Origin of the sequence: Methylibium sp. (assembly GCF_035762065.1) — a bacterium.
In the GTDB taxonomy this organism is placed as follows: domain Bacteria; phylum Pseudomonadota; class Gammaproteobacteria; order Burkholderiales; family Burkholderiaceae_C; genus Methylibium.
This window is the reverse complement of sequence record NZ_DASTPW010000046.1, coordinates 15207-33851: the sequence shown is the minus strand read 5'-3', so window position 1 is coordinate 33851 and position 18645 is coordinate 15207. Positions and strand designations below refer to the sequence as shown.

The window sequence follows — 18645 nt, the reverse complement described above, 5'->3', positions numbered from 1 at the left end:
AGATCGTTCGCCGCGTGCACGACCGCGCCGTCGACGAGCGCGGCCTCCTGCGCACTGCGCTGCGGAAGAACCAGGGCGCGATGCGAACCGTGCCGGCGCAGCGCGAGCCCCATCGCCAGTGCCCCACGCACCGGCCTCAGTTCCCCGGCCAGCGAGAGCTCGCCGGCGAACTCGAAGTCGCCGAGCCGGGCGGTATCGAGCTGTCCGCCCGCCGCGAGGATGCCGAGCGCGATCGGCAGGTCGAAGCGGCCGGATTCCTTCGGCAGGTCGGCCGGCGCGAGGTTGACGGTGATGCGCTTGTTGTGCGGGAACTCGAGGCCGCTGTTGAGCAGCGCGGCGCGCACCCGCTCGCGCGCCTCCTTCACTTCGGTGTCGGCCAGGCCGACCAGCGTGAAGCTCGGCAGCCCGTTCGCCAGATGCACCTCGACAGTGACCTCGGGTGCGGCGAAGCCGTCGAGGGCACGGCTGTGGACGAGGGCGAGCGACATGGGGCGGCGATGCTGTCACGTGACCCTCGCCGGCGATTCCACCGTCGGCAGGCCCGCCGAAGAGCGCACCGCGCCCGCACACCGGCGGTGCCGAATGTTGCAGAGCTCACCAGATCGGGGCGCCCGCGATACCGACAGCCCCGCGAGCGATCGGTGCTCCCTGTTATGGCGCAGTGGCACGGAACCTGCTGAACCGCCCGGGTTTTCGGGACCTTTCATCAGCATGGAGAGTGCATGAAGAAGACGACGCTGGCCCTTGCGGCCGTGCTTGGCCTGGGCTCGTTGCAGGCCTACGCGGCGGACGCGCCGAAGCCCGACTGGGCCTTCACCGGCAACGCCGGTCTGTTCAGCGACTACCGCTTCCGCGGCATCTCGCAGACGAACAAGAAGCCGGCGTTCCAGGGCGGCTTCGACGTCTCGCACGTCTCGGGCTTCTACGCCGGCAACTGGAACTCCAACATCGACAGCGCCTTCTTCAACGGCGCGAACCTGGAGATGGACTTCTACGGCGGCTACAAGCTGCCGCTGGGCGACCTGACGCTCGACTTCGGCGCGCTGCACTACTACTACCCCGGCAGCGGCGCCGGCGGCAGCTTCAAGATCGACAACACCGAGCTCTACGTCGGCGGCAGCTACGGGCCGGTCTCGTTGAAGTACTTCCACGCGGTCAGCGACTTCTTCGGCGCCGTCGATTCGAAGAATTCGCAGTACCTCGATGCCGGCTTCGCCTACGACCTCGGCGGCGGCCTCGGCGTCAACGCGCACGTCGGCTACCAGAAGCTCAAGGGCGGAGCGCGCGTGGTCGAGATCGGCAGCGCCTCGCTCGAAGACACGATCATCGACTGGAAGCTCGGCGCCACCTACGACATCCTCGGCTCGGGCTTCGTCGCCGGCGCGGCCTACGTCTCGACCAACCGCGACCTGACCGGCGGCACCGCGGCGCTGTCGGGCCGCAACATCAGCAACGGCACCCTCGTGCTGTCGCTGTCCAAGACGTTCTGAACGTCGGATCTTTCAGCGTCCACCCAAGGAGAGACCTCATGAAGATGGTGACCGCCATCGTCAAGCCCTTCAAGCTCGACGAAGTGCGTGAAGCCCTGAGCGCCATCGGCGTGCAGGGCATCACGGTGACCGAAGTGAAGGGCTTCGGCCGCCAGAAGGGCCACACCGAGCTGTACCGCGGTGCCGAGTACGTCGTCGACTTCCTGCCGAAAGTGAAGATCGAAGCGGCGATCGACGACGCGATCGTCGAGCGCGTGATCGAGGCGATCGAAGCCTCGGCGCGCACCGGCAAGATCGGCGACGGCAAGGTCTTCGTCACCAACCTCGAGCAGGTGATCCGCATCCGCACCGGCGAGACCGGCAAGGACGCGCTCTGAGCCTCACACCACTGAAGAGACGACCATGAGAAAACTCCTTGCCTCCCTCGCCGTGTCGCTGGCCCTCGGCCTCGCGATGCTCGGTGCGGCCGACGTGGCGCTGGCCCAGACCGCCGCCGCACCCGAGGCCGCGGCCTCCGCGGCTGCAGTGGCCGCACCGGCCGCCGAAGCCGCCTCGGCCCCTGCGGCCGAAGCCGCCGCCGCGCCGGTGCCGGTGCCCAACAAGGGCGACACCGCCTGGATGATGGTGGCCACGCTGCTCGTCATCATGATGACCGTCCCGGGCCTCGCCCTGTTCTACGGCGGCCTGGTGCGCAGCAAGAACATGCTGTCGGTGCTGATGCAGGTGATGGTCACGTTCTCGATGGTCGTCGTGCTGTGGATGGTCTACGGCTACAGCCTCGCCTTCACCGAAGGCAACGCCTTCTTCGGCGGCTTCGACCGGCTGCTGATGAAGGGCGTGTGGGACAACGCCGCCGGCACCTTCGCGAACGCGGCCACCTTCAGCAAGGGCGTCTACATCCCGGAGATCGTCTTCGCCGCCTTCCAGGCGACCTTCGCCGGCATCACCTGCTGCCTGATCGTCGGCGCCTTCGCCGAGCGCATCAAGTTCGGCGCTGTGCTGCTGTTCATGGCCATCTGGTTCACCTTCGCCTATGCGCCGATCGCGCACATGGTCTGGTTCTGGATGGGCCCGGACGCCTACGCGAGCAAGGAAGTCGCCGACCAGATGCTGGGCAAGGCCGGCTACATCTGGCAGATGGGCGCGCTCGACTTCGCCGGCGGCACCGTGGTGCACATCAACGCCGCGGTCGCGGGCCTGGTCGGCGCCTACATGCTCGGCAAGCGCATCGGCTACGGCAAGGAGGCCTTCACGCCGCATTCGCTGACGCTGACGATGGTCGGCGCCGCGCTGCTCTGGGTGGGCTGGTTCGGCTTCAACGCCGGCTCGGCGCTCGAGGCGAACGGCTTCGCCGCCCTGGCCTTCATCAACACGCTGGCGGCCACCGCCGCGGCCGTGATCGCCTGGTGCATCGGCGAGGCCCTGATCAAGGGCAAGGCGTCGATGCTCGGTGCCGCCTCGGGCGCGGTCGCCGGCCTCGTGGCGATCACGCCGGCCGCGGGCAACGTCGGCATCGGCGGCGGCCTGATCATCGGCCTGGTCGCTGGCTTCCTGTGCCTGTGGGGCGTCAACGGCCTGAAGAAGCTGCTGGGCGCGGACGACTCGCTCGACGTCTTCGGCATCCACGGCGTCGGCGGCATCGTCGGCGCGCTGCTGACGGGCGTCTTCAACTCGCCGTCGCTCGGCGGCCCCGGCTACGTGGCCGACTGGGTCACGGCCACGATGGTCACGCCGGCCGACTACTCGATCGCCGCCCAGGTCTGGGTGCAGGCCAAGGCGGTGCTGATCACGGTGGTGTGGTCGGGCGTCGTCGCGGCGATTGCCTACAAGATCGCCGATCTGGTGGTGGGCCTGCGTGTCTCGGAGGACGCCGAGCGCGAGGGTCTGGACATCACTTCGCACGGCGAGACCGCGTACCACAACTGATCGTGCCGGCGAGCCGGCCGCCCGGGTGCGGCGCGGCTCGCGACGGGCTCGGGGCCGCCGCGAGGCGGCCTTTTCGCTGGTGCGGCCCTCAGCGCCGCAGACGAAGCAGCGGCCCGAGCGCGCCGCATGGAGTCACAGGCTGCCGAAGGGGCGGCCGTCGCGGCCTGCGCCGGCCGCGCCGCTGCGCAGGTCGGCGACCTGGCCGCGCTCGGGCGGCGCGGGCGGCAGCAGCAGCCAGGCGTCGCTGCGGCCGGCCACTGGGTCGAAGGGCAGCGTGCGCAGGTAGCGGCGCTGCACCAGTTCGCCGAGGCTGTCGGGATAGCGGCCCTGGTCGGCGAAGAAGCGGTCGATCGCCTCGCGGCTGACGCGCAGGTTCTCCACGAGCACCGCTTCCTTGCCGCGCTCGTGGCCGGCGAAGTAGTGCGGCAGCGCGAGCGTGAGGAGCAGCGCGAGCAGCGCCATCACGACGAGCATCTCGATCAGCGTGAAGCCGGCGCAGCGGGGCCGCCTCATCGCGGCGCCCCCGGCGCGGCGCCGACGGCGGGTTGCGCGAGCCAGCCCGACGCACCCGGGCCGGTCGGCGGGCTCGGGCCGGCCGGCGCGGCGGCGGCCGGCGGCTCCGGCATCGCCGGCTCGGCGGCCGGGCGGCCGCGCAGCGCGCTCGCGGTGCCGGCGTCGAAGCTGCGCTCGCTTTGCGCGGCCGGCGCCATCGGCCGGATCAGATGCGGCGTGATCGACAGCACGATCTCCGTCTTGCTCGTCTCGTCGTGGCGCGTGCCGAACAGGCGGCCGACGAGCGGCAGCGCGTGCAGGCCGGGCACGTCGACGTTGCCGCGCTGGTCGGTGTCCTGGATCAGCCCGGCGAGCAGCTGGTTCTCGCCGCTCCTGAGCCGCAGCGCGGTGTTGGCGTTGCGCGTGCCGATGCGGTAGGCCATCGAGCCGCTGCGCGACTGCGTCGACGCGAGGATGTTGCTGACCTCGAGGTCGATGCGCACCAGCACCTCGCTGCCCGCGTAGACCTGCGGCTGCACTTCGAGCTTCAGGCCCACGTCGAGGTAGGTGACCGACTCGGCGACGAGGCCGGTCGCGGTCGTCGTGGTGGTGACGGTCGGCACGCGCTCGCCGATCAGGATGCGCGAGCGTTCGCGGTTGCGCGCACGGATGCGCGGGCTCGCGAGCAGGTTCACGTCGTCGCCGATGCGCTGCGCATCGAGCGCGAGTGCGGCGAGGCCGGCGCCGGTGCGCCCCGGCGTGGCCGACAGCAGGTCGCGCAGCGTCAGCGGCTTGGTCGGATCGAAGGCAGCGCCGGGCGTCTGGCGCTCCAGGGGCAAGGGCAGCAGCGAGAGCTGCCCCGGCCACTGCACGCCGAGCTGCTGCAGCAGGCTGCGCTTGACCTCCAGCACCTGCACGTCCAGCAGCACTTCGGGCTCGGGCGTGTCGTGCAGGCGCACGAGGTGCTCGGTCTGCCGCAGCGCCTGCGGCGTGTCGCGCAGCACGATCATGTTGAGCTTCTCGTCGACGACGATGTCGCGCGCCTTCAGCACCGTCTTGAGGCTCGCCGCGACGAAGCGCGCGTCGGCGTGCTCGAGCACGAAGCTGCGCACCTGCAGACGCTGGTAGTCGGATTGCTTGAGCGGCTCATCCGGGTAGACGATCACGCCGCCGCCGTCGGCCAACCGCCAGGCCAGGCCGGTCGCGAGCGTCGCCTTGTCGAGCGCGCTCGCGGCGGTCGCGTTGCTGAGCTTGAGCGTGAGGCGCTCGTCGGCCGGCACGTCGCGGTCGAAGACGATGTCCAGGCCCGAGGCGTTGGCGATCATGCCGAAGACGGTGCGCACGCTCGCGTGACGCAGGTCCATGCTCAATCGGCGCGCGAGCGCGAGCCGGTCGGCCGGCGCGTCGTCCTGCGGCTGCGCGCCGACGGTGGCCGGGGCGGGCGCCGAGGCGGCGGCCGTGGTGGGGCGCAGGCGATCGCACAACTCCGGCTCGGCCAGGTCGGGGCCGCGCAGGCCGCAGTCGACCCGGATGCGTTCGGTCAGCAGCGCGCGCTGCGCGACGCCGACGCCCGGAGCAGCGGCGGCCTGCAGCGCCTGCGCGTAGTCGCGTGCCTCGATCAGCCGGCGCGCGCGATCCATGCTGTCCACAGGACCACCCGGCGTCGCGGCGCAACCGGTCAGCAGCAGGGTCGCCGCGACCGCGGCGGCCCACAGGGCATCAGAAGGTCTCATCGCCGGGGATCACGCCGCCGACCGGCGGCGCCTCGTTCAATGCGTGCAGGTTCAAGGGACGGCTCGCGCCCGTGGGCAGGTGGATCAGCGTCGGCTCGGCCGAGCGGTGCCCGTCGATGCGCCAGGCGCCGAAGCGCACGCCGGGTCGCACCAGCCGTGCCGGCGCGTCGGGCAGCTCGACGACCAGCCAGCGCCGGCCCTCGCGCCAGGCGAGTCCCACGACGCGCGGCCAGCGTTCGTCGGCCGCGTTCGAGCCGGCGTCGTCTGCCGGGGGTGGGTCGTCGTAGAACGGGTCGCGTGCCGACGCCGGGGTTGGCGCGATCTCGATCGCCGCGGGCGCCGAAGTCGCGGCCACGGCAGCGCGGGTTGCAGCGACGGCGTCGGCCACGTCGGCGAAGGCATCGGCGTCCGGCGGGCGCCGACCGTCCCACAGCACGCCGGCGCCGACCACCGCCAGCAGCGCCAGCAAGACGACCCATCGCGGCGGCCAGCGCTTCATGGCTCGGCATCCGATGCGCGCGCGTCGAGCGGCAGCACGAGCGCGACGCGCACGTCCAGCAGTCGCGTCGCCGAGTCGCCTTCGCGCCGCACCGACAGCCGCTGCACGCGCAGGCCCGGCGCGTCGGCCGGCAGCGCCTGCAGGAAGGCTCGCAAGCCCGGGTAGGGCGCGCGCAGCGGTGCCTCGATCTCGACGCGGGCCGGCGTGGCGTCGATCCATTGCACCGCGACGCGCCCGAGCTGCACGCCGTGCGTCGCCGCAAGCGCCGGCAGTGCGGCGATCCAGGCGCCGGCCGGCACCGCAGCAAGCCGCGGCTGCGTGTCCGCGCGCCGCGGGAGCGCCGTCGCGAGGGGCACGGCGACCGCAGCCTCCGCGCGCTGGCGTGCCGCGTCGATGCGCGCCGGCAGCCACAGCAGCCAGGCGCCGACGCCCAGCGCGAAGCATCCGCCCGCGATCCAGGGAGCCGCGCCGTGGCGCTGCCACAGGCGTTCGAGCGCGAGGCGGTCGATGCCGAAGCTCATCGCCCGTCCTCGTCGGTGGCCGGTCGCGCGAGCCGACCTTCGAACACCAGCGCCGGGCCGGCGCGCAAGGCGCCGGGCGACGCCGCAGCCTCCGCCTCGGTCGGCACCGAAGAGTCGTGCTGCACCAGCCGCAGGCCTGCGAGCAGCGGCTGCCCGGCCAGTGCGGTCGACAGGGCCGCCGCTGCCGTGGCATCGCTCGCCCGCGCGTGCAGCGCCAGCCGCGGCGGATCGGCCTGCAGCTCGATTCGCTCGATCCAGGCGCCGGCGGGCATCGCGGCCGCGAGCGCGCGCCACAGCCCGCCGAGGTCGACCGTCGCGGGCTCGGCGGCCTCGGGCATCGTCGCCGTGTCGCGCTCGACGGGCGGCGCATCGGCGTCCGCCGCGTCGGCATCGCCGCTCGCGCGATCGGCCACCAGCGGGGCCGAGACCAGCAGCGCCAGGCCGAGCCATCCCAGCGTGCGTGACAGGCCGCGCAGCGGCTGCGGCGGTGGCGGCGCGCCGTCGAGCGGCGCGCGGGTGAAGTCGATGCGCGCGTCGATCACGCCGGCTCCATGGCGGCGACCGGCGCGGGCAGCGGCCACGGCCGGCCGTGCCGCGCCGCGTCGCGCAGGGCCGGCGGCCAGGCGAGCGGCGCGCGCAGCGACACGTCGGCAACGGCCGCCGTGCGCGGCGCCTCGATCCCTTCGACCAACGCGAGGCGACGCAACTGCGCCGCGAGTTCGGCCTCGCCGGGTGGGGCGTCGTACCAGGCCTGCATCAGCGCGGCGGGCCGGCCGGCCGGCGCATACCAGGCGATCGCGTGCGTCGGCGCGGCCGCGCACCGCCAGGCGGTGCCGGCCGCATGCCGGTGCAGGGCGTAGGCGGCGACGCTCGCCGGCGCCACCCGCGTCAGGCGCCAGCCGCGCTCGGCCGCCAGCTGGCGCAGTGCCAGCAGCAGCGCGCGCGGCAGCCCGGCGGCGACGAAGCCCGCGCCGGCGCGCCAGTCGGCATCGATCGCCCAGTCGCCGGCGCTGCCGCCGAAACGCGCTTCGAACCGTGCCGCCGCCGCAGCCTGCAAGTCGGCGAGGCGCGCCGCGCCGGTCGACGGCTCGACGCACCACCAGCGGCACCAGTGATCGGCCACCGACACGGCCAGCGCCGCGCCGCGCCGCGCGCCCGCGGGTGCCACGAGTCGCGCGCACAGCGCCTCCCAGTCCGGAGTCGTTCCCGGCGGCCAGCCGAGCGCGGGCCCGGCGTCGTCCGGCGCGGTCCACGCGAGCGCATCGGCTTCGACCGCCAGCGCGAGCCGCGGGCCGCCGGCCAGGCTGCGCCACCGTTCAAGCCAGCGTGACACGCGCGACCTCCGCCAGCGTCGTCTGGCCTTCGCGCACCAGCCGCAGCGCGTCGTCGCGCAGCGAAACGACGCCGGCGGCGCGCGCCGCGTCGATCCACTGGCGCATCGGCCGGCGCTCGCTCACCAGCTCGGCGAGCTCGGGCGTCATCGGCAGCACCTCGGCGACCGCGCGCCGGCCGCGCCAGCCGCTGCCGCGGCAGGCCGGACAACCGACCGCGCGGCGCCAGCGCGCGCCCTCCAGCGCCTGCGCCTCGAGGCCCGACAGCGCCCCCGGCGGCGGTGCGGCGTCGTCGACCGCGCAAGCGCGGCACAGCACGCGCACCAGCCGCTGCGCGCTGACGCCGTTGAGCGCCGACACGAAGGACGGCACGTCGACGCCCAGGTGCTGGAAGCGGCCGAAGACGTCGAACACCGAATTCGCGTGCAGCGTGGTCAGCACCAGGTGGCCGGTCAGCGCGGACTGGATCGCGATCTCGGCCGTCTCGCGGTCGCGGATCTCGCCGACCATGATCTTGTCCGGGTCGTGGCGCAGGATCGAGCGCAACCCCTTGGCGAACGTCAGGCCCTTGCGCGCATTGACGGGGATCTGCAGCACGCCGTCGAGCTGGTACTCGACCGGGTCCTCGATCGTCACGACCTTCTCGCGCCCGTCGCGGCCCTCGGCGAGCGCGCCGTACAGCGTGGTCGTCTTGCCCGAGCCGGTCGGCCCGGTGACCAGCAGCATCCCGTAGGGCAGGCGCGCGAGCCGGCGCAGCGCGGCCAGCGTCGCGCCGCCGAAGCCCAGGACCTCCAGGCCGGGCGCGTCGTGGCCGCTCCAGACCGCGCGGCGGTCGAGCACGCGGATCACCGCATCCTCGCCGTGCACGCCGGGCATGACCGACACGCGCAGGTCGATCTCGCGCCCGCCGGACTCGATGCGGAAGCTGCCGTCCTGCGGCACCCGGCGCTCGGCGATGTCCAGCTCGGCCAGCACCTTGATGCGCGAGATCGCCTGCTCGGCGAGCGCTGCGCCGAGCACCTCGGCGACCGGCTCGAGCAGTCCGTCGATGCGAAAGCGCGAGACCAGTCCGCGCTCGGTGCATTCGAAGTGGATGTCGCTCGCGCCCAGGCGCAGCGCGTCGTAGAGCGTTGAGTTGACGAGGCGCACCGCAGGGCTGTCGCTGGCGTCGAGCGACGCGAGGCTGATCCGCTCGACGCCGCGCCGCGGCGCCGCGTCGCCCGCATCGCCTGCGCCGCCGCGGACGACGCTCTCGGTCGCTCGGAGCGCGGCTTCCTGCGCGTCGATCCACGATGCGATCGAGGCGGGCGGTGCGAGCCGCAGCGCCAGCGGGGCGCGCGCGGCGGCGCCGAGGCGATCGCACAGCGCGGCGTCGAGCGGATCGGCCAGCAGCGCGACATAACCCTGCGCCGCGCGCGCGAGGGCCGCGCCGCTGCGCCGGGCCTCGGCCGGCGGCCAGCGGTCGAAGGCGGCGGCGAACGCCGGCAGTTCGGCCGCCTCGTCGAGCACCTCGGCGCCGCCGCGGCGCGCGAGCAGCGTGCGCGCGTCGGCGTCGTCGAGCCCGCCCGCGCGCGCGAGATGCAGCAGCAGCGGCTCGCCCGCGAGCTGTGCGGCGCGGCGCGCAGCCTGCCACTCGGCGTTGCTCCAGGACGCGGGCGACACGCTCATTCCAGCGACCCCGCGAGATCGAAGATCGGCAGGTAGAGCAGCAGCACGATCGCCGCGATCACCAGCCCGACCAGCGCCATCAGCGCCGGCTCGAAGGCCTTTGCGAAGCGCTCGACGAAGCGCGCGTTCTCGCCGTCGTGGAAGCGCGCGGCGTGGGTGAGCATCGGGCCGAGCGAGCCGCTGCGTTCGCCGACGTGCAGCAGGCGCAGCGCCACCGGCGTCGCGAGCTGCTCGCGCTGCAGCGCATGCGACAGCGGCTGACCCTCGCCGAGCCGGCGGCGCACCTGCGCGAGCCGGCGCGCCAGCGCCGGGGCGCTGCTGCGCTCGATCAGCTCCAGCGCCGGCAGCACCGCGATCCCGCCTTCGAGCAGCATGCCCAGCGTCAGGTACAGCCGCGAACGCTCGATCGCGAGCACGTGCGGCGCGAGCCCCGGCACGCGCGCGAGCAGCGCGGCCGCGCCTTCGCGGCGCAGGAAGGCGCGTGCGCGGGGCAGGCCCCAGACCGTGAGCGCGCAGAGCGCGGCGAGCACGGCCGTCGCGTGCGCGGCCAGCCACTGCCCGGCGTCGAGCAGCAGCGCCGAGGCCCAGGGCATCGAGCGTCCGCCGTCGCGGTAGACCTCGGCGAACGAGGGCACGACCTTGAGCATCAGGAACAGCGTCACGGCCGCGCCGACCGTTGCCAGGATCGCCGGATAGATCGCCGCGCTGACGATGCGTGCGCGCAACTGGTCGACCCGCTCGCGCCACTCGATGTAGCGCGCCAGCGCGCGCGGCAGGTCGCTGGTGTGCTCGGCCGCGCGCAACAGGCCGACGACCAGCGCCGGGAAAGCCTGCGGCTGGCGCTGTGCCGCGTCCGAGAAGCGCAGCCCCTCGCGCAGCGAGGCGAGCAGCGCGCCGATCACCGCGCGGCGGGGGCCGGGCGCCTCGCGTTCGTGCAGCGCCGAGAGCGCCTCGTTGAGCGCGAGCCCGGCTTCGAGCAGCGCCAGCAGCTCCTGCGCGAACAGCGGCAGCGCGAACGGCGCGCCGCCCGCGCGCCGCGGCATCCAGGCCGCGGCGGGGCGGGCGGCATCGAGCGGTGCGTCCACGGCTTCGATGCCTCAGTGGTGGATGTCGGCCGCTGCGCCGCTGCCGCCGGGGCGGCCGTCGCTGCCGAGCGAGTACAGGTCCATCTCGCGGCCCTGCGTGCCGGGCTGGCGGTAGCCGTAGGCGTTGCCCCAGGGATCGGGCGGCAGCGGCTTGCTGAGGTACGGGCCGTTCCAGCGCGCGGCGCCTGCGCTGCCCGGCCGCCGGCTCAGCGCGCCCAGGCCTTCGGCGGTGCTGGGCAGGCGGCCCATGTCGAGCCGGTAGGTGTCGAGCGCGCGCGCGACGGCTTCGATCTGCGCGCGCGCCACCTTCTGCTCGGAGGCGCCGAGCTGGCCGAAGTAGCGCGGGCCGACGTAGGCCGCGAGCAGGCCGATGATGGCCATCACGATCAGCAGTTCGAGCAGCGTGAAGCCGCGCGGCGCGCATCGATCGGTCGTCATGGCAGCGAGGCCCCGGGCAGCCGGCAGCCGGCGTCGGTGCAGATCAGTCCCCATGCGAACACCCAGTCGCTGTAGTGCGGCTTGCCCGCGAAGTGGAAGTCGTCGGGCGCGAAGCCGCGCTGGCGCAGCGGCGTCTCGCGCGAGCGGCTGTGCAGGCCGACGATGCCGCCGCTCGCGTCGCGGATCAGCACCCAGTCGGCGCGGCCGGTGATCGGGTCGGCGTAGAGCCGGCGCAGATGGCGCACCGGCCGCAGCCGGCGCGTGTCGAGCAGCAGGTCCTCGAGCCGGCGCGGCGCGGCGCCGGCTTCGCCGCCGGGCGTCGCACCCGCTTCGCGCCAGCGGCGCAGCGCCTGGCGATAGGCGTCGCCGGCGAACAGCAGCTCGTCTTCGGCGGCCTGGCGTTCGCGCGCGTGACCCAGGCGGACGGTGGCCGTGCCGGCGAGCGCGATCGCGGCGACCGCGAACAGCAGGCCGAGATAGGTCAGCCCGCGCGGGGCCTGCAGTCGCCGGCGCATCACCACTCGCGCAGCGGGATGCCGTTGAGGCCGACCGCCGGCGAGGACGAGCTCACGTCGTAGACGTCGGCGCCCTCGCGCGGCGCGCCGGCCGGGCTCGCGTGGCTGCGGCGCAGCCAGGTGTCGGCCGCGCGCAGCGTCGCGTCGTCGTTGAACGGGTCGCGCGGCACGCGGCGCAGGAAGTGCACGCGCTCGCGACCGCTGCCGCGCGCGTCGACTGCGCCGTCGACCAGCGCGTCGAGCGTCGGGGGCCAGCCGCTCGCGCCCGGCGGCAGCGCGATCGTGCCCTGCAGCGCCGCTTCGTGCCAGGCGTCGAGCGCGCGGCGGATCTCGCGCAGCGACTCGCGCAGCCGCGCTTCCTTCTCGCGCTGGATGCTCACCTGCGCGACCGGCGCCACGAGTGTCGCCAGCACGCCCAGCAGCGCGAGCACGAACATGAGCTCGACGAACGAGTAGCCGGCGTGCCGACCACTGCGCGGCCCGGCCAGAATTCGCGCCGCTTGTACTCCGCCGCCGCGCCGATGCCTGCCGTCTTCCGCCTCGTCGCCCTCGGCGTGCTCGCGCTGTGCTTCGCGGCGAACGCCGGCGCCGCGTCCGCCGACGGCTGGCGCGTCGAGTTGCTGAACCCGGATTTCGGCGCCGCCGCGCGCAGCGCAAAGACCGGCACTTGGCTCATCGCCGGCAGCGACGCCAGCCTGTGGCGGCGCGCGGTGGGCGACGAGCCGCGGCCCACCGAAGCCGCCGCCGAAGCCGGCAGCGTCGCAACGCTGCATCGCGTGGCCTTCGACGCGGCGGGCGATGTCGCGATCGCCGTCGGCGAGGCAGGCACCATGCTGCGTTCCGTTGACGACGGCCGGCGCTGGCAGCGCGTGGCGGTCGACGCCGCCACGCCGCTGCGCGACGTGCTCGCGCTCGATGGCGCCGGCTGGATCGCCGCCGGCGGCGACGGCCGGCTGCTGCGCTCGAGCGACGGCGGAGCGCGCTGGCAGGCGCACGAGCTCGGCCTGCCGCTGCAACTCAGCCGCCTGCATCGCGACATGCGCGGGCGGCTGTGGGTGGTCGGCGAGCAGGCGTTCCTCGCGCGTTCCGACGACGGCGGGCAGCGCTGGCAGCACGTGCTGCACGACGCCGGCGCGCCGCCGTTCACCGGGGTGTTCGAGGGCGCCGGCGTGATGCTGGTCGCCGGCGGGCAGGGCCTGCTGCTGCGCAGCGCCGACGGCGGCGCGAGCTGGTCGGCGGTGCGCACGCCCGCGCGCGGCTTCTTCGAGGCGCTGCACTTCGACGAGCGCCGCGCTCGCTGGAGCGCCATCACGCACGACGGCCAGACGCTCGCCTCGAACGATGGCGGACGCAGCTGGCGGCTCGCGGCGCCGACGCTCGGCAGCGCGCTCACCGGGCTGGTGCACGACGCGGCGCGCGACCGGCTCGTCGCGGTCGGCGCGGGCGGCTGGCTGCAGAGCTCGCGTGACGGCGGCGCGAGCTGGCGGCGCGAGCGGCTCGCGGAGCCGGCCGAGCTGGCCGGCGTCGGCGCCGACGCCGAAGGCCTGTTCGCCTGGGGCCGCCACGGCGCGCTGCAGGCCGCGCCCGCCGGCGGCCGCTGGCGTGCGCTGCGTGCGGCGCTGCCCGAGCCCGTCACGGCGCTTGCGGCGCAGCCCGACGGGCGCACCGTGCTGGCCGCCGGCGCGGCCGGCTGGATGGCCCGCAGCGGCGATGCGGGCGCGTCCTGGCAGCCGGTGCCGATGCGCTTCGTCGTCGACATGTACCCGACCGACTTCATGGCGCTGCGCGCGCTCGCCGACGGGCGCACGCTGCTCGCCGCCGGCCCCACGGGCAGCGTCATGCGCTCGTCCGACGCCGGCCGCAGCTGGCACAGCGTGGTGCACACGCCGTTCGAGCGGCGCGAGGTCCTGCCCGCGATCGTGGCCGCGCCCGGCGGCGTGCTGCTCGTGCCGGAAATGCACGGCACCGTCTACCGATCGGCGGATGCCGGCCTGAGCTGGCAGCCCCTGCCCCCGACGCCGGACTGGGGTGCCGACGACCTGCTGCGCACCGGGCTCGCGTCGGCGCACGACGGCGTCGTGCTGCTGGTCGGCCGCGGCCGCCGCCTGCTGCGCAGCGAGGATGCCGGCGCGAGCTGGCGCAGCGTCGCGCTCGACCACGCGCACAACCTTTTCGCGCTCTGGGCCGACGCCGACCGCCCGACCTGGTGGGCCGCCGGCGCCGACGGCGCGCTGCTGCGTTCCGACGACGGCGGGCGTCGGTGGCGCCGGCTGAGCATCGAGGGCCCGCCGGTCGCGAGCGTGCTGCTCGTGCTCGCGCGCACCGCCGACGGCGCGCTGCTGGTGGCCGGCCGCGACGGCGTGATCGCGCGCAGCGAGGACGGCGAGCGCTGGCAGCGCATCGACAGCCGCACCACGCAGGACCTGCGCGTCGCGCTCGCCGACGCCGACGGCGCGCTTTGGCTCGTCGGCCGCCGCGGCACCGTGCTGCGCTCGACCGACGGCGGGCGCAGTTTCGCCACAGTGTTCAGCCATACCGCCGCCGATTTCAGGACCGCCGTCCGCTTGCCCGACGGCACGTTGCTGGCCGCCGGAGCGCGCAGCGTGCGCTGGGTGCCGCGATGAACATGCGGACGGTCATCGCGATGCCGGTCAGAGCCCCGACACGTTCGACTTCGTGCACTTGCCCGCGGCGTAGCCGACGCACAGCGTCCTGACCGCGCTCGCCGTGCCCCCAACCCAACTCGCGGTGCTGCTGGTGCTGTCGGTGCGGAAGACCGCTTCGCGGATGTTGGACAGGTCGCAGGTGTTCAGCACCACGCTGGTCTTGTAGGTCGTGCCGCCGAACTGGCGGAAGACCTTCAGCGCATCGTTGATCTTGCAGTTCGTGACGTTCAGCGTGGACGTCGCGCTGACCTGGAAGAACTTGTCGGCCGCTTTGAAGCCGGTGATGTTGCGCACCGTCACCGTGCCGGCTTCCTTGATGGTCATCGCGTCCTCGCCGACGTCCGTCCAGCGGATGTTGTCGAGCGTGACGTTGCCGTAGGTGTGGATGCCGTCGGCGCCGTTGCTGCCCAGGATCACGCGACGCAGCGTGCCGTTCTGGACGCGGAAGATCGGGGACTGGCCTTCGTCCTGGCTGCCGTCACCCAGCGCGCTGGTGGCGGCGTAGGTCTTGCAGCCGCCGTCCCAGGTGGTGTTGGTGACGCGGATGGTCGAGGAGACGGTGACGACGCCGGTCGACGTGCAGGACGCGCCGGTGGCGGCATGCGCCCAAGGCAGGGCGCAGGCCAGCACGGCGGCGGCCAGAGGCTTCAGGCAAGGAACAGCATGCATGGTGGGCTCCGATCTGGATGGATGCGCGCAGGAAGGTGCGCCACTTGATTCCATCAGTGCGTCGCTCGCCGGCGTTTCGCGGCTTGCGGTTTTCCAGCCCACGCTTCGCTATCCCATGGATAACCCGGCGCCGCGCTTGCCACGACGCGCCGGGCGGCCCCCTTGCCGCGGTACGGCGCAGAGGCGCTGCCTAAAATCGGGCAACGCATCGCACGATGCCGGGAGCCCGCGTTCGCCGGCCCCGCCGCAGCAAAGGCAGCGCCCCATGGTTCCGCACCTCGTCACCGCGCTCAACGGCCCGATCAACGAACTGGAGCAGCGGATCCTCGAATCCATGCCGGCGATCGAGCGCTGGTTCCGGCTCGAATGGATGGAGCACACGCCGCCGTTCTACAGCTCGGTGGACGTGCGCAACGCGGGCTTCAAGCTCGCGCCGGTCGACACCAACCTCTATCCCGGCGGCTTCAACAACCTGACCGCCGAGATGCTGCCGCTGGCGGTGCAGGCGGCGATGGCCGCGATCGAGAAGATCTGCCCCGAGGCGAAGAACCTGCTGCTCATTCCCGAGAAGCACACCCGCAACAGCTTCTACCTGCAGAACGTGCAGCGGCTGATCCAGATCTTCGGCGCCGCGGGGCTGAACGTGCGGCTGGGCTCGCTCGACGAGGCCGTCACCGAGCCGACCGCGCTGCCGCTGCCCGACGGTTCGTCGCTGACCGTCGAGCCGCTGCTGCGCACGAAGCGCCGGCTCGGGCTGAAGGACTTCGACCCCTGCACGATCCTCCTCAACAACGACCTCTCCGCCGGCATCCCGAAGGTGCTGGAGAACCTGCACGAGCAGTACCTGCTGCCGCCGCTGCACGCGGGCTGGGCGGTGCGGCGCAAGAGCCTGCACTTCCAGGCGTACGAAGAGGTGGCGAAGAAGTTCGCCAAGCTGCTCGGCATGGATCCGTGGCTGATCAACCCGATGTTCGCCAAGTGCGGCAAGGTGAACTTCCAGGACGGCACCGGCCAGGAATGCGTGCAGGGCCACACCGACGCGCTGCTCGGCAAGATCCGCCGGAAGTACAAGGAGTACGGCATCAACGAGAAGCCGTTCGTGATCGTCAAGGCCGACGCCGGCACCTACGGCATGGGGATCATGACGGTGCGCGACGCGAAGGATCTCGAAGAGCTCAACCGCCGCACGCGCAACAAGATGAGCACCATCAAGGACGGCCAGGAGGTCTCCGAGGTGATCATCCAGGAGGGCGTGCCGACCTACGAGCGGATGAACGACGCGGTCGCCGAGCCGGTCGTCTACATGATCGACCGCTACGTCGTCGGCGGCTTCTACCGCGTTCATGCCGAACGCGGCATCGACGAGAACCTCAACTCGCCCGGCGCGAGCTTCGTGCCGCTGGCTTTCGCCGAGAGCCACCACCTGCCGAAGGCCGGCGAGAAGCCGGGGGCGAGCGCACCCAACCGCTTCTACATGTACGGCGTGATCGGGCGGCTGGCGATGCTCGGCGCGAGCTACGAACTCGAGGCCACCGACCCGGAGGCCGAGGTCTACGACTGAGGCGGCAGCGGCTCGGAGTGCCGGCGGCGACGCTCGTGGTGGCCGCCAGCCCGTGATCCGGGGGGCGGCGCCCGAGTTGGTGCGCCGCAACAAAAGACCGTTCGACCCGCCGGACCCCGGCGCACAATCCGCGTCCCCAGCGCCCCCGCGACCCTGTTCGTGCATTCCCGTTCCGCCCCGCCGACCGGCGCCAAGCTGGCGGCCCTGACGCTCGGCGCCATCGGCGTCGTCTACGGCGACATCGGCACCAGCCCGCTGTACGCGCTGAAGGAAGTCTTCGGGCACGCGGCGATCGCGCTCACGCGCGACAACATCCTCGGCATCCTGTCGATGGTGTTCTGGACGCTCACCGTCGTCGTCTCGCTGAAGTACGTGCTGCTGATCCTGCGCGCCGACAACAACGGCGAAGGCGGCCTGATCGCGATGCTCGCGCTGGCCTCCCAGGCGGTGAAGGGCAAGCCGGCGCTGCGCCGCGGGCTGCTGGTTCTGGGGATCTTCGGCACCTCGATCTTCTTCGGCGACGGCGTCATCACGCCGGCGATCAGCGTGCTCGGCGCGGTCGAAGGGCTCGGCGTGCTCGCGCCGGGGCTGGAGCAGTACATCGTGCCGCTGTCGCTGCTGGTGCTCACGCTGCTGTTCGCCGCGCAGCGCTTCGGCACCGGCACGGTCGGCCGCATGTTCGGGCCGATCTGCGCGCTGTGGTTCGTGGTGATCGCGGCGCTCGGCATCCCGCACATCGCGGCGAATCCCGAGGTGATCGAGGCGCTCAGCCCGCATCACGCCGTGCGCTTCATGTGGCAGCACCCGGGCGTCTCCTTCGTCGCGCTCGGCGCGATGGTGCTGTGCGTCACCGGCGCCGAGGCGCTGTATGCCGACATGGGCCATTTCGGCAAGCGGCCGATCCGGCTCGCGTGGTTCGCGCTCGCGATGCCGGCGCTGGTCATCAACTACTTCGGCCAGGGCGCGATGCTGCTGGTGCACCCCGAGCACATCCGCAACCCGTTCTACGAGATGGCGCCGACCTGGGCGCTGCTGCCGCTGATCGTGCTCGCGACGCTGGCCGCGTCGATCGCGTCGCAGGCGCTGATCTCGGCCGCGTTCTCGGTCACCAAGCAGGCCACGCAGCTCGGCTACCTGCCGCGCCTGCGCACCCAGCACACCTCGGTGCGCGAGACCGGCCAGATCTACATCCCCTTCGTCAACTGGGGCCTGTACGCCTGCGTCGTGCTCGCGGTGCTGGCCTTCGGTTCGAGCAGCAACCTCGCGTCGGCCTACGGCATCGCGGTGACGATCGACATGCTGATCACCACCGTGATGACCTTCTTCGTCATCCGCCACGGCTGGCGCTACCCGCTCGCCGCCTGCATCGCGGCCACCGGCTTCTTCTTCGTCGTCGACGCGATCTTCTTCGCGGCCAACGCGGTGAAGATCCTGCAGGGCGGCTGGTTCCCGCTGGTGATCGGCGGCGTGATGTTCACGCTGATGATGACGTGGAAGCAGGGCCGCGGCCTGATGAGCCAGCGCCTGCGCGACGAGGCGATCGAGCTGAAGGACTTCCTCGCATCCGTCTTCATCAGCCCGCCGCAGCGCGTCGAGGGCACGGCCGTCTTTCTTTCGGCCGAGCGCGGCATCACGCCGAACGCGCTGCTGCACAACCTGAAGCACAACAAGGTGCTGCACGGCCAGAACCTGTTCGTCACCGTGCGCCACCACGAGAAGCCGTGGATCGGCTTCGACAAGCGCGTCGAGGTCGAAGCGCTGGGTCACTGCTGCTGGCAGGTGACGCTCAACTTCGGCTTCAAGAACGATCCCGACGTGCCCGAGGCGCTGCAGCTCCTCGCCGGCCGCGGCATCGATCTCGACGAGATGGAGACGAGCTACTTCCTGAGCCGCGACATCGTCGTGCCGACGATCGGCTCGGGCATGGCGCTGTGGCGCGAGAAGCTCTTCGTCAGCATGCACCGCAACGCCGCCGCGGCGGCGGACTTCTTGAACCTGCCGACCAACCGGGTCGTCGAGCTCGGCTCGAAGGTCGAGATCTGAGCAAGGAG

The 18645-nt window shown here is 72.9% G+C and carries 19 protein-coding genes; 6 read left to right on the top strand and 13 right to left on the bottom strand.

Features of this window, described 5'->3' with window-relative positions; all coding sequences use genetic code 11:
• The coding region (locus VFR90_RS13560; protein ID WP_326406676.1) for a magnesium chelatase domain-containing protein at positions 1–488 on the bottom strand (488 nt) is incomplete at its 3' end.
• A gap of 234 nt (positions 489–722) precedes the next feature.
• Here VFR90_RS13560 and VFR90_RS13555 point away from each other — a divergent pair.
• Genes VFR90_RS13555 through VFR90_RS13545 form a run of 3 tightly spaced genes read left to right on the top strand, consistent with a single transcriptional unit; the run spans position 723 to position 3416 of the window.
• Positions 723–1490, top strand: a complete 768-nt coding sequence (locus VFR90_RS13555) for a TorF family putative porin (protein WP_326406675.1) — start codon at positions 723–725, stop codon at positions 1488–1490.
• Positions 1491–1528: 38 nt separating this feature from the next.
• Positions 1529–1867: a P-II family nitrogen regulator gene (locus tag VFR90_RS13550; protein WP_326406674.1), complete on the top strand. Its 339-nt coding sequence runs from the start codon at positions 1529–1531 to the stop codon at positions 1865–1867.
• Between the two features lie 25 nt (positions 1868–1892).
• Positions 1893–3416: an ammonium transporter gene (locus VFR90_RS13545; protein ID WP_326406673.1), complete on the top strand. Its 1524-nt coding sequence runs from the start codon at positions 1893–1895 to the stop codon at positions 3414–3416.
• Positions 3417–3548: 132 nt separating this feature from the next.
• Here VFR90_RS13545 and VFR90_RS13540 read toward each other — a convergent pair whose 3' ends face one another.
• From VFR90_RS13540 to VFR90_RS13490, 11 genes are read right to left on the bottom strand one after another with little or no spacing between them, the layout of a single operon-like run.
• Positions 3549–3929, bottom strand: a complete 381-nt coding sequence (locus VFR90_RS13540) for a type II secretion system protein (RefSeq protein WP_326406672.1) — start codon at positions 3927–3929, stop codon at positions 3549–3551.
• Positions 3926–5641, bottom strand: a complete 1716-nt coding sequence (locus VFR90_RS13535) for a secretin GspD/PilQ domain-containing protein (RefSeq protein WP_326406671.1) — start codon at positions 5639–5641, stop codon at positions 3926–3928. Before VFR90_RS13535 ends, VFR90_RS13540 begins: the two co-directional genes overlap by 4 nt.
• Positions 5628–6140, bottom strand: coding sequence for a hypothetical protein (locus tag VFR90_RS13530; protein WP_326406670.1), 513 nt, complete (start codon positions 6138–6140; stop codon positions 5628–5630). The genes VFR90_RS13535 and VFR90_RS13530 overlap by 14 nt, the downstream gene beginning before the upstream one ends.
• Positions 6137–6661 carry a GspMb/PilO family protein gene (locus VFR90_RS13525; RefSeq protein ID WP_326406669.1) on the bottom strand — a complete coding sequence of 175 codons (525 nt, stop codon included), beginning with the start codon at positions 6659–6661 and terminating at the stop codon, positions 6137–6139. The genes VFR90_RS13530 and VFR90_RS13525 overlap by 4 nt, the downstream gene beginning before the upstream one ends.
• Positions 6658–7203, bottom strand: coding sequence for a hypothetical protein (locus VFR90_RS13520; protein WP_326406668.1), 546 nt, complete (start codon positions 7201–7203; stop codon positions 6658–6660). Before VFR90_RS13520 ends, VFR90_RS13525 begins: the two co-directional genes overlap by 4 nt.
• The gene (locus VFR90_RS13515; protein WP_326406667.1) at positions 7200–7994 is read right to left on the bottom strand and encodes a hypothetical protein; all 795 of its coding nucleotides are present in this window, start codon (positions 7992–7994) and stop codon (positions 7200–7202) included. Before VFR90_RS13515 ends, VFR90_RS13520 begins: the two co-directional genes overlap by 4 nt.
• Positions 7978–9660, bottom strand: coding sequence for a GspE/PulE family protein (locus tag VFR90_RS13510; protein WP_326406666.1), 1683 nt, complete (start codon positions 9658–9660; stop codon positions 7978–7980). Before VFR90_RS13510 ends, VFR90_RS13515 begins: the two co-directional genes overlap by 17 nt.
• Complete coding sequence (locus tag VFR90_RS13505; protein WP_326406665.1) at positions 9657–10745, bottom strand: type II secretion system F family protein; 1089 nt, start codon at positions 10743–10745, stop codon at positions 9657–9659. The genes VFR90_RS13510 and VFR90_RS13505 overlap by 4 nt, the downstream gene beginning before the upstream one ends.
• A gap of 12 nt (positions 10746–10757) precedes the next feature.
• A complete protein-coding gene (gspG, locus tag VFR90_RS13500; RefSeq protein ID WP_326406664.1) occupies positions 10758–11183 on the bottom strand; it encodes a type II secretion system major pseudopilin GspG in 426 nt (141 codons plus the stop codon).
• Positions 11180–11698, bottom strand: coding sequence for a type II secretion system protein (locus VFR90_RS13495; RefSeq protein ID WP_326406663.1), 519 nt, complete (start codon positions 11696–11698; stop codon positions 11180–11182). The genes gspG and VFR90_RS13495 overlap by 4 nt, the downstream gene beginning before the upstream one ends.
• A complete protein-coding gene (locus VFR90_RS13490; RefSeq protein ID WP_326406662.1) occupies positions 11698–12135 on the bottom strand; it encodes a hypothetical protein in 438 nt (145 codons plus the stop codon). The genes VFR90_RS13495 and VFR90_RS13490 overlap by 1 nt, the downstream gene beginning before the upstream one ends.
• Positions 12136–12219: 84 nt before the next feature.
• Between VFR90_RS13490 and VFR90_RS13485 the strand changes: the two genes are divergently transcribed.
• Complete coding sequence (locus VFR90_RS13485) at positions 12220–14322, top strand: WD40/YVTN/BNR-like repeat-containing protein (RefSeq protein WP_326406661.1); 2103 nt, start codon at positions 12220–12222, stop codon at positions 14320–14322.
• Between the two features lie 27 nt (positions 14323–14349).
• On the opposite strand, the gene VFR90_RS13480 is transcribed toward VFR90_RS13485, so the two are convergent.
• Positions 14350–15033 carry a pectate lyase gene (locus tag VFR90_RS13480; protein ID WP_326406660.1) on the bottom strand — a complete coding sequence of 228 codons (684 nt, stop codon included), beginning with the start codon at positions 15031–15033 and terminating at the stop codon, positions 14350–14352.
• Positions 15034–15298: 265 nt separating this feature from the next.
• Between VFR90_RS13480 and gshA the strand changes: the two genes are divergently transcribed.
• Together gshA and VFR90_RS13470 are read left to right on the top strand one after the other, a co-directional pair.
• Entirely contained in the window at positions 15299–16594 is a 1296-nt protein-coding gene (gene gshA, locus VFR90_RS13475) for a glutamate--cysteine ligase (RefSeq protein ID WP_326406659.1), read from the top strand.
• Between the two features lie 159 nt (positions 16595–16753).
• On the top strand, positions 16754–18637 hold the full coding sequence (locus tag VFR90_RS13470; RefSeq protein ID WP_326406658.1) for a potassium transporter Kup: 1884 nt from the start codon (positions 16754–16756) through the stop codon (positions 18635–18637).
• The last annotated feature ends 8 nt before the right edge of the window (positions 18638–18645 follow it).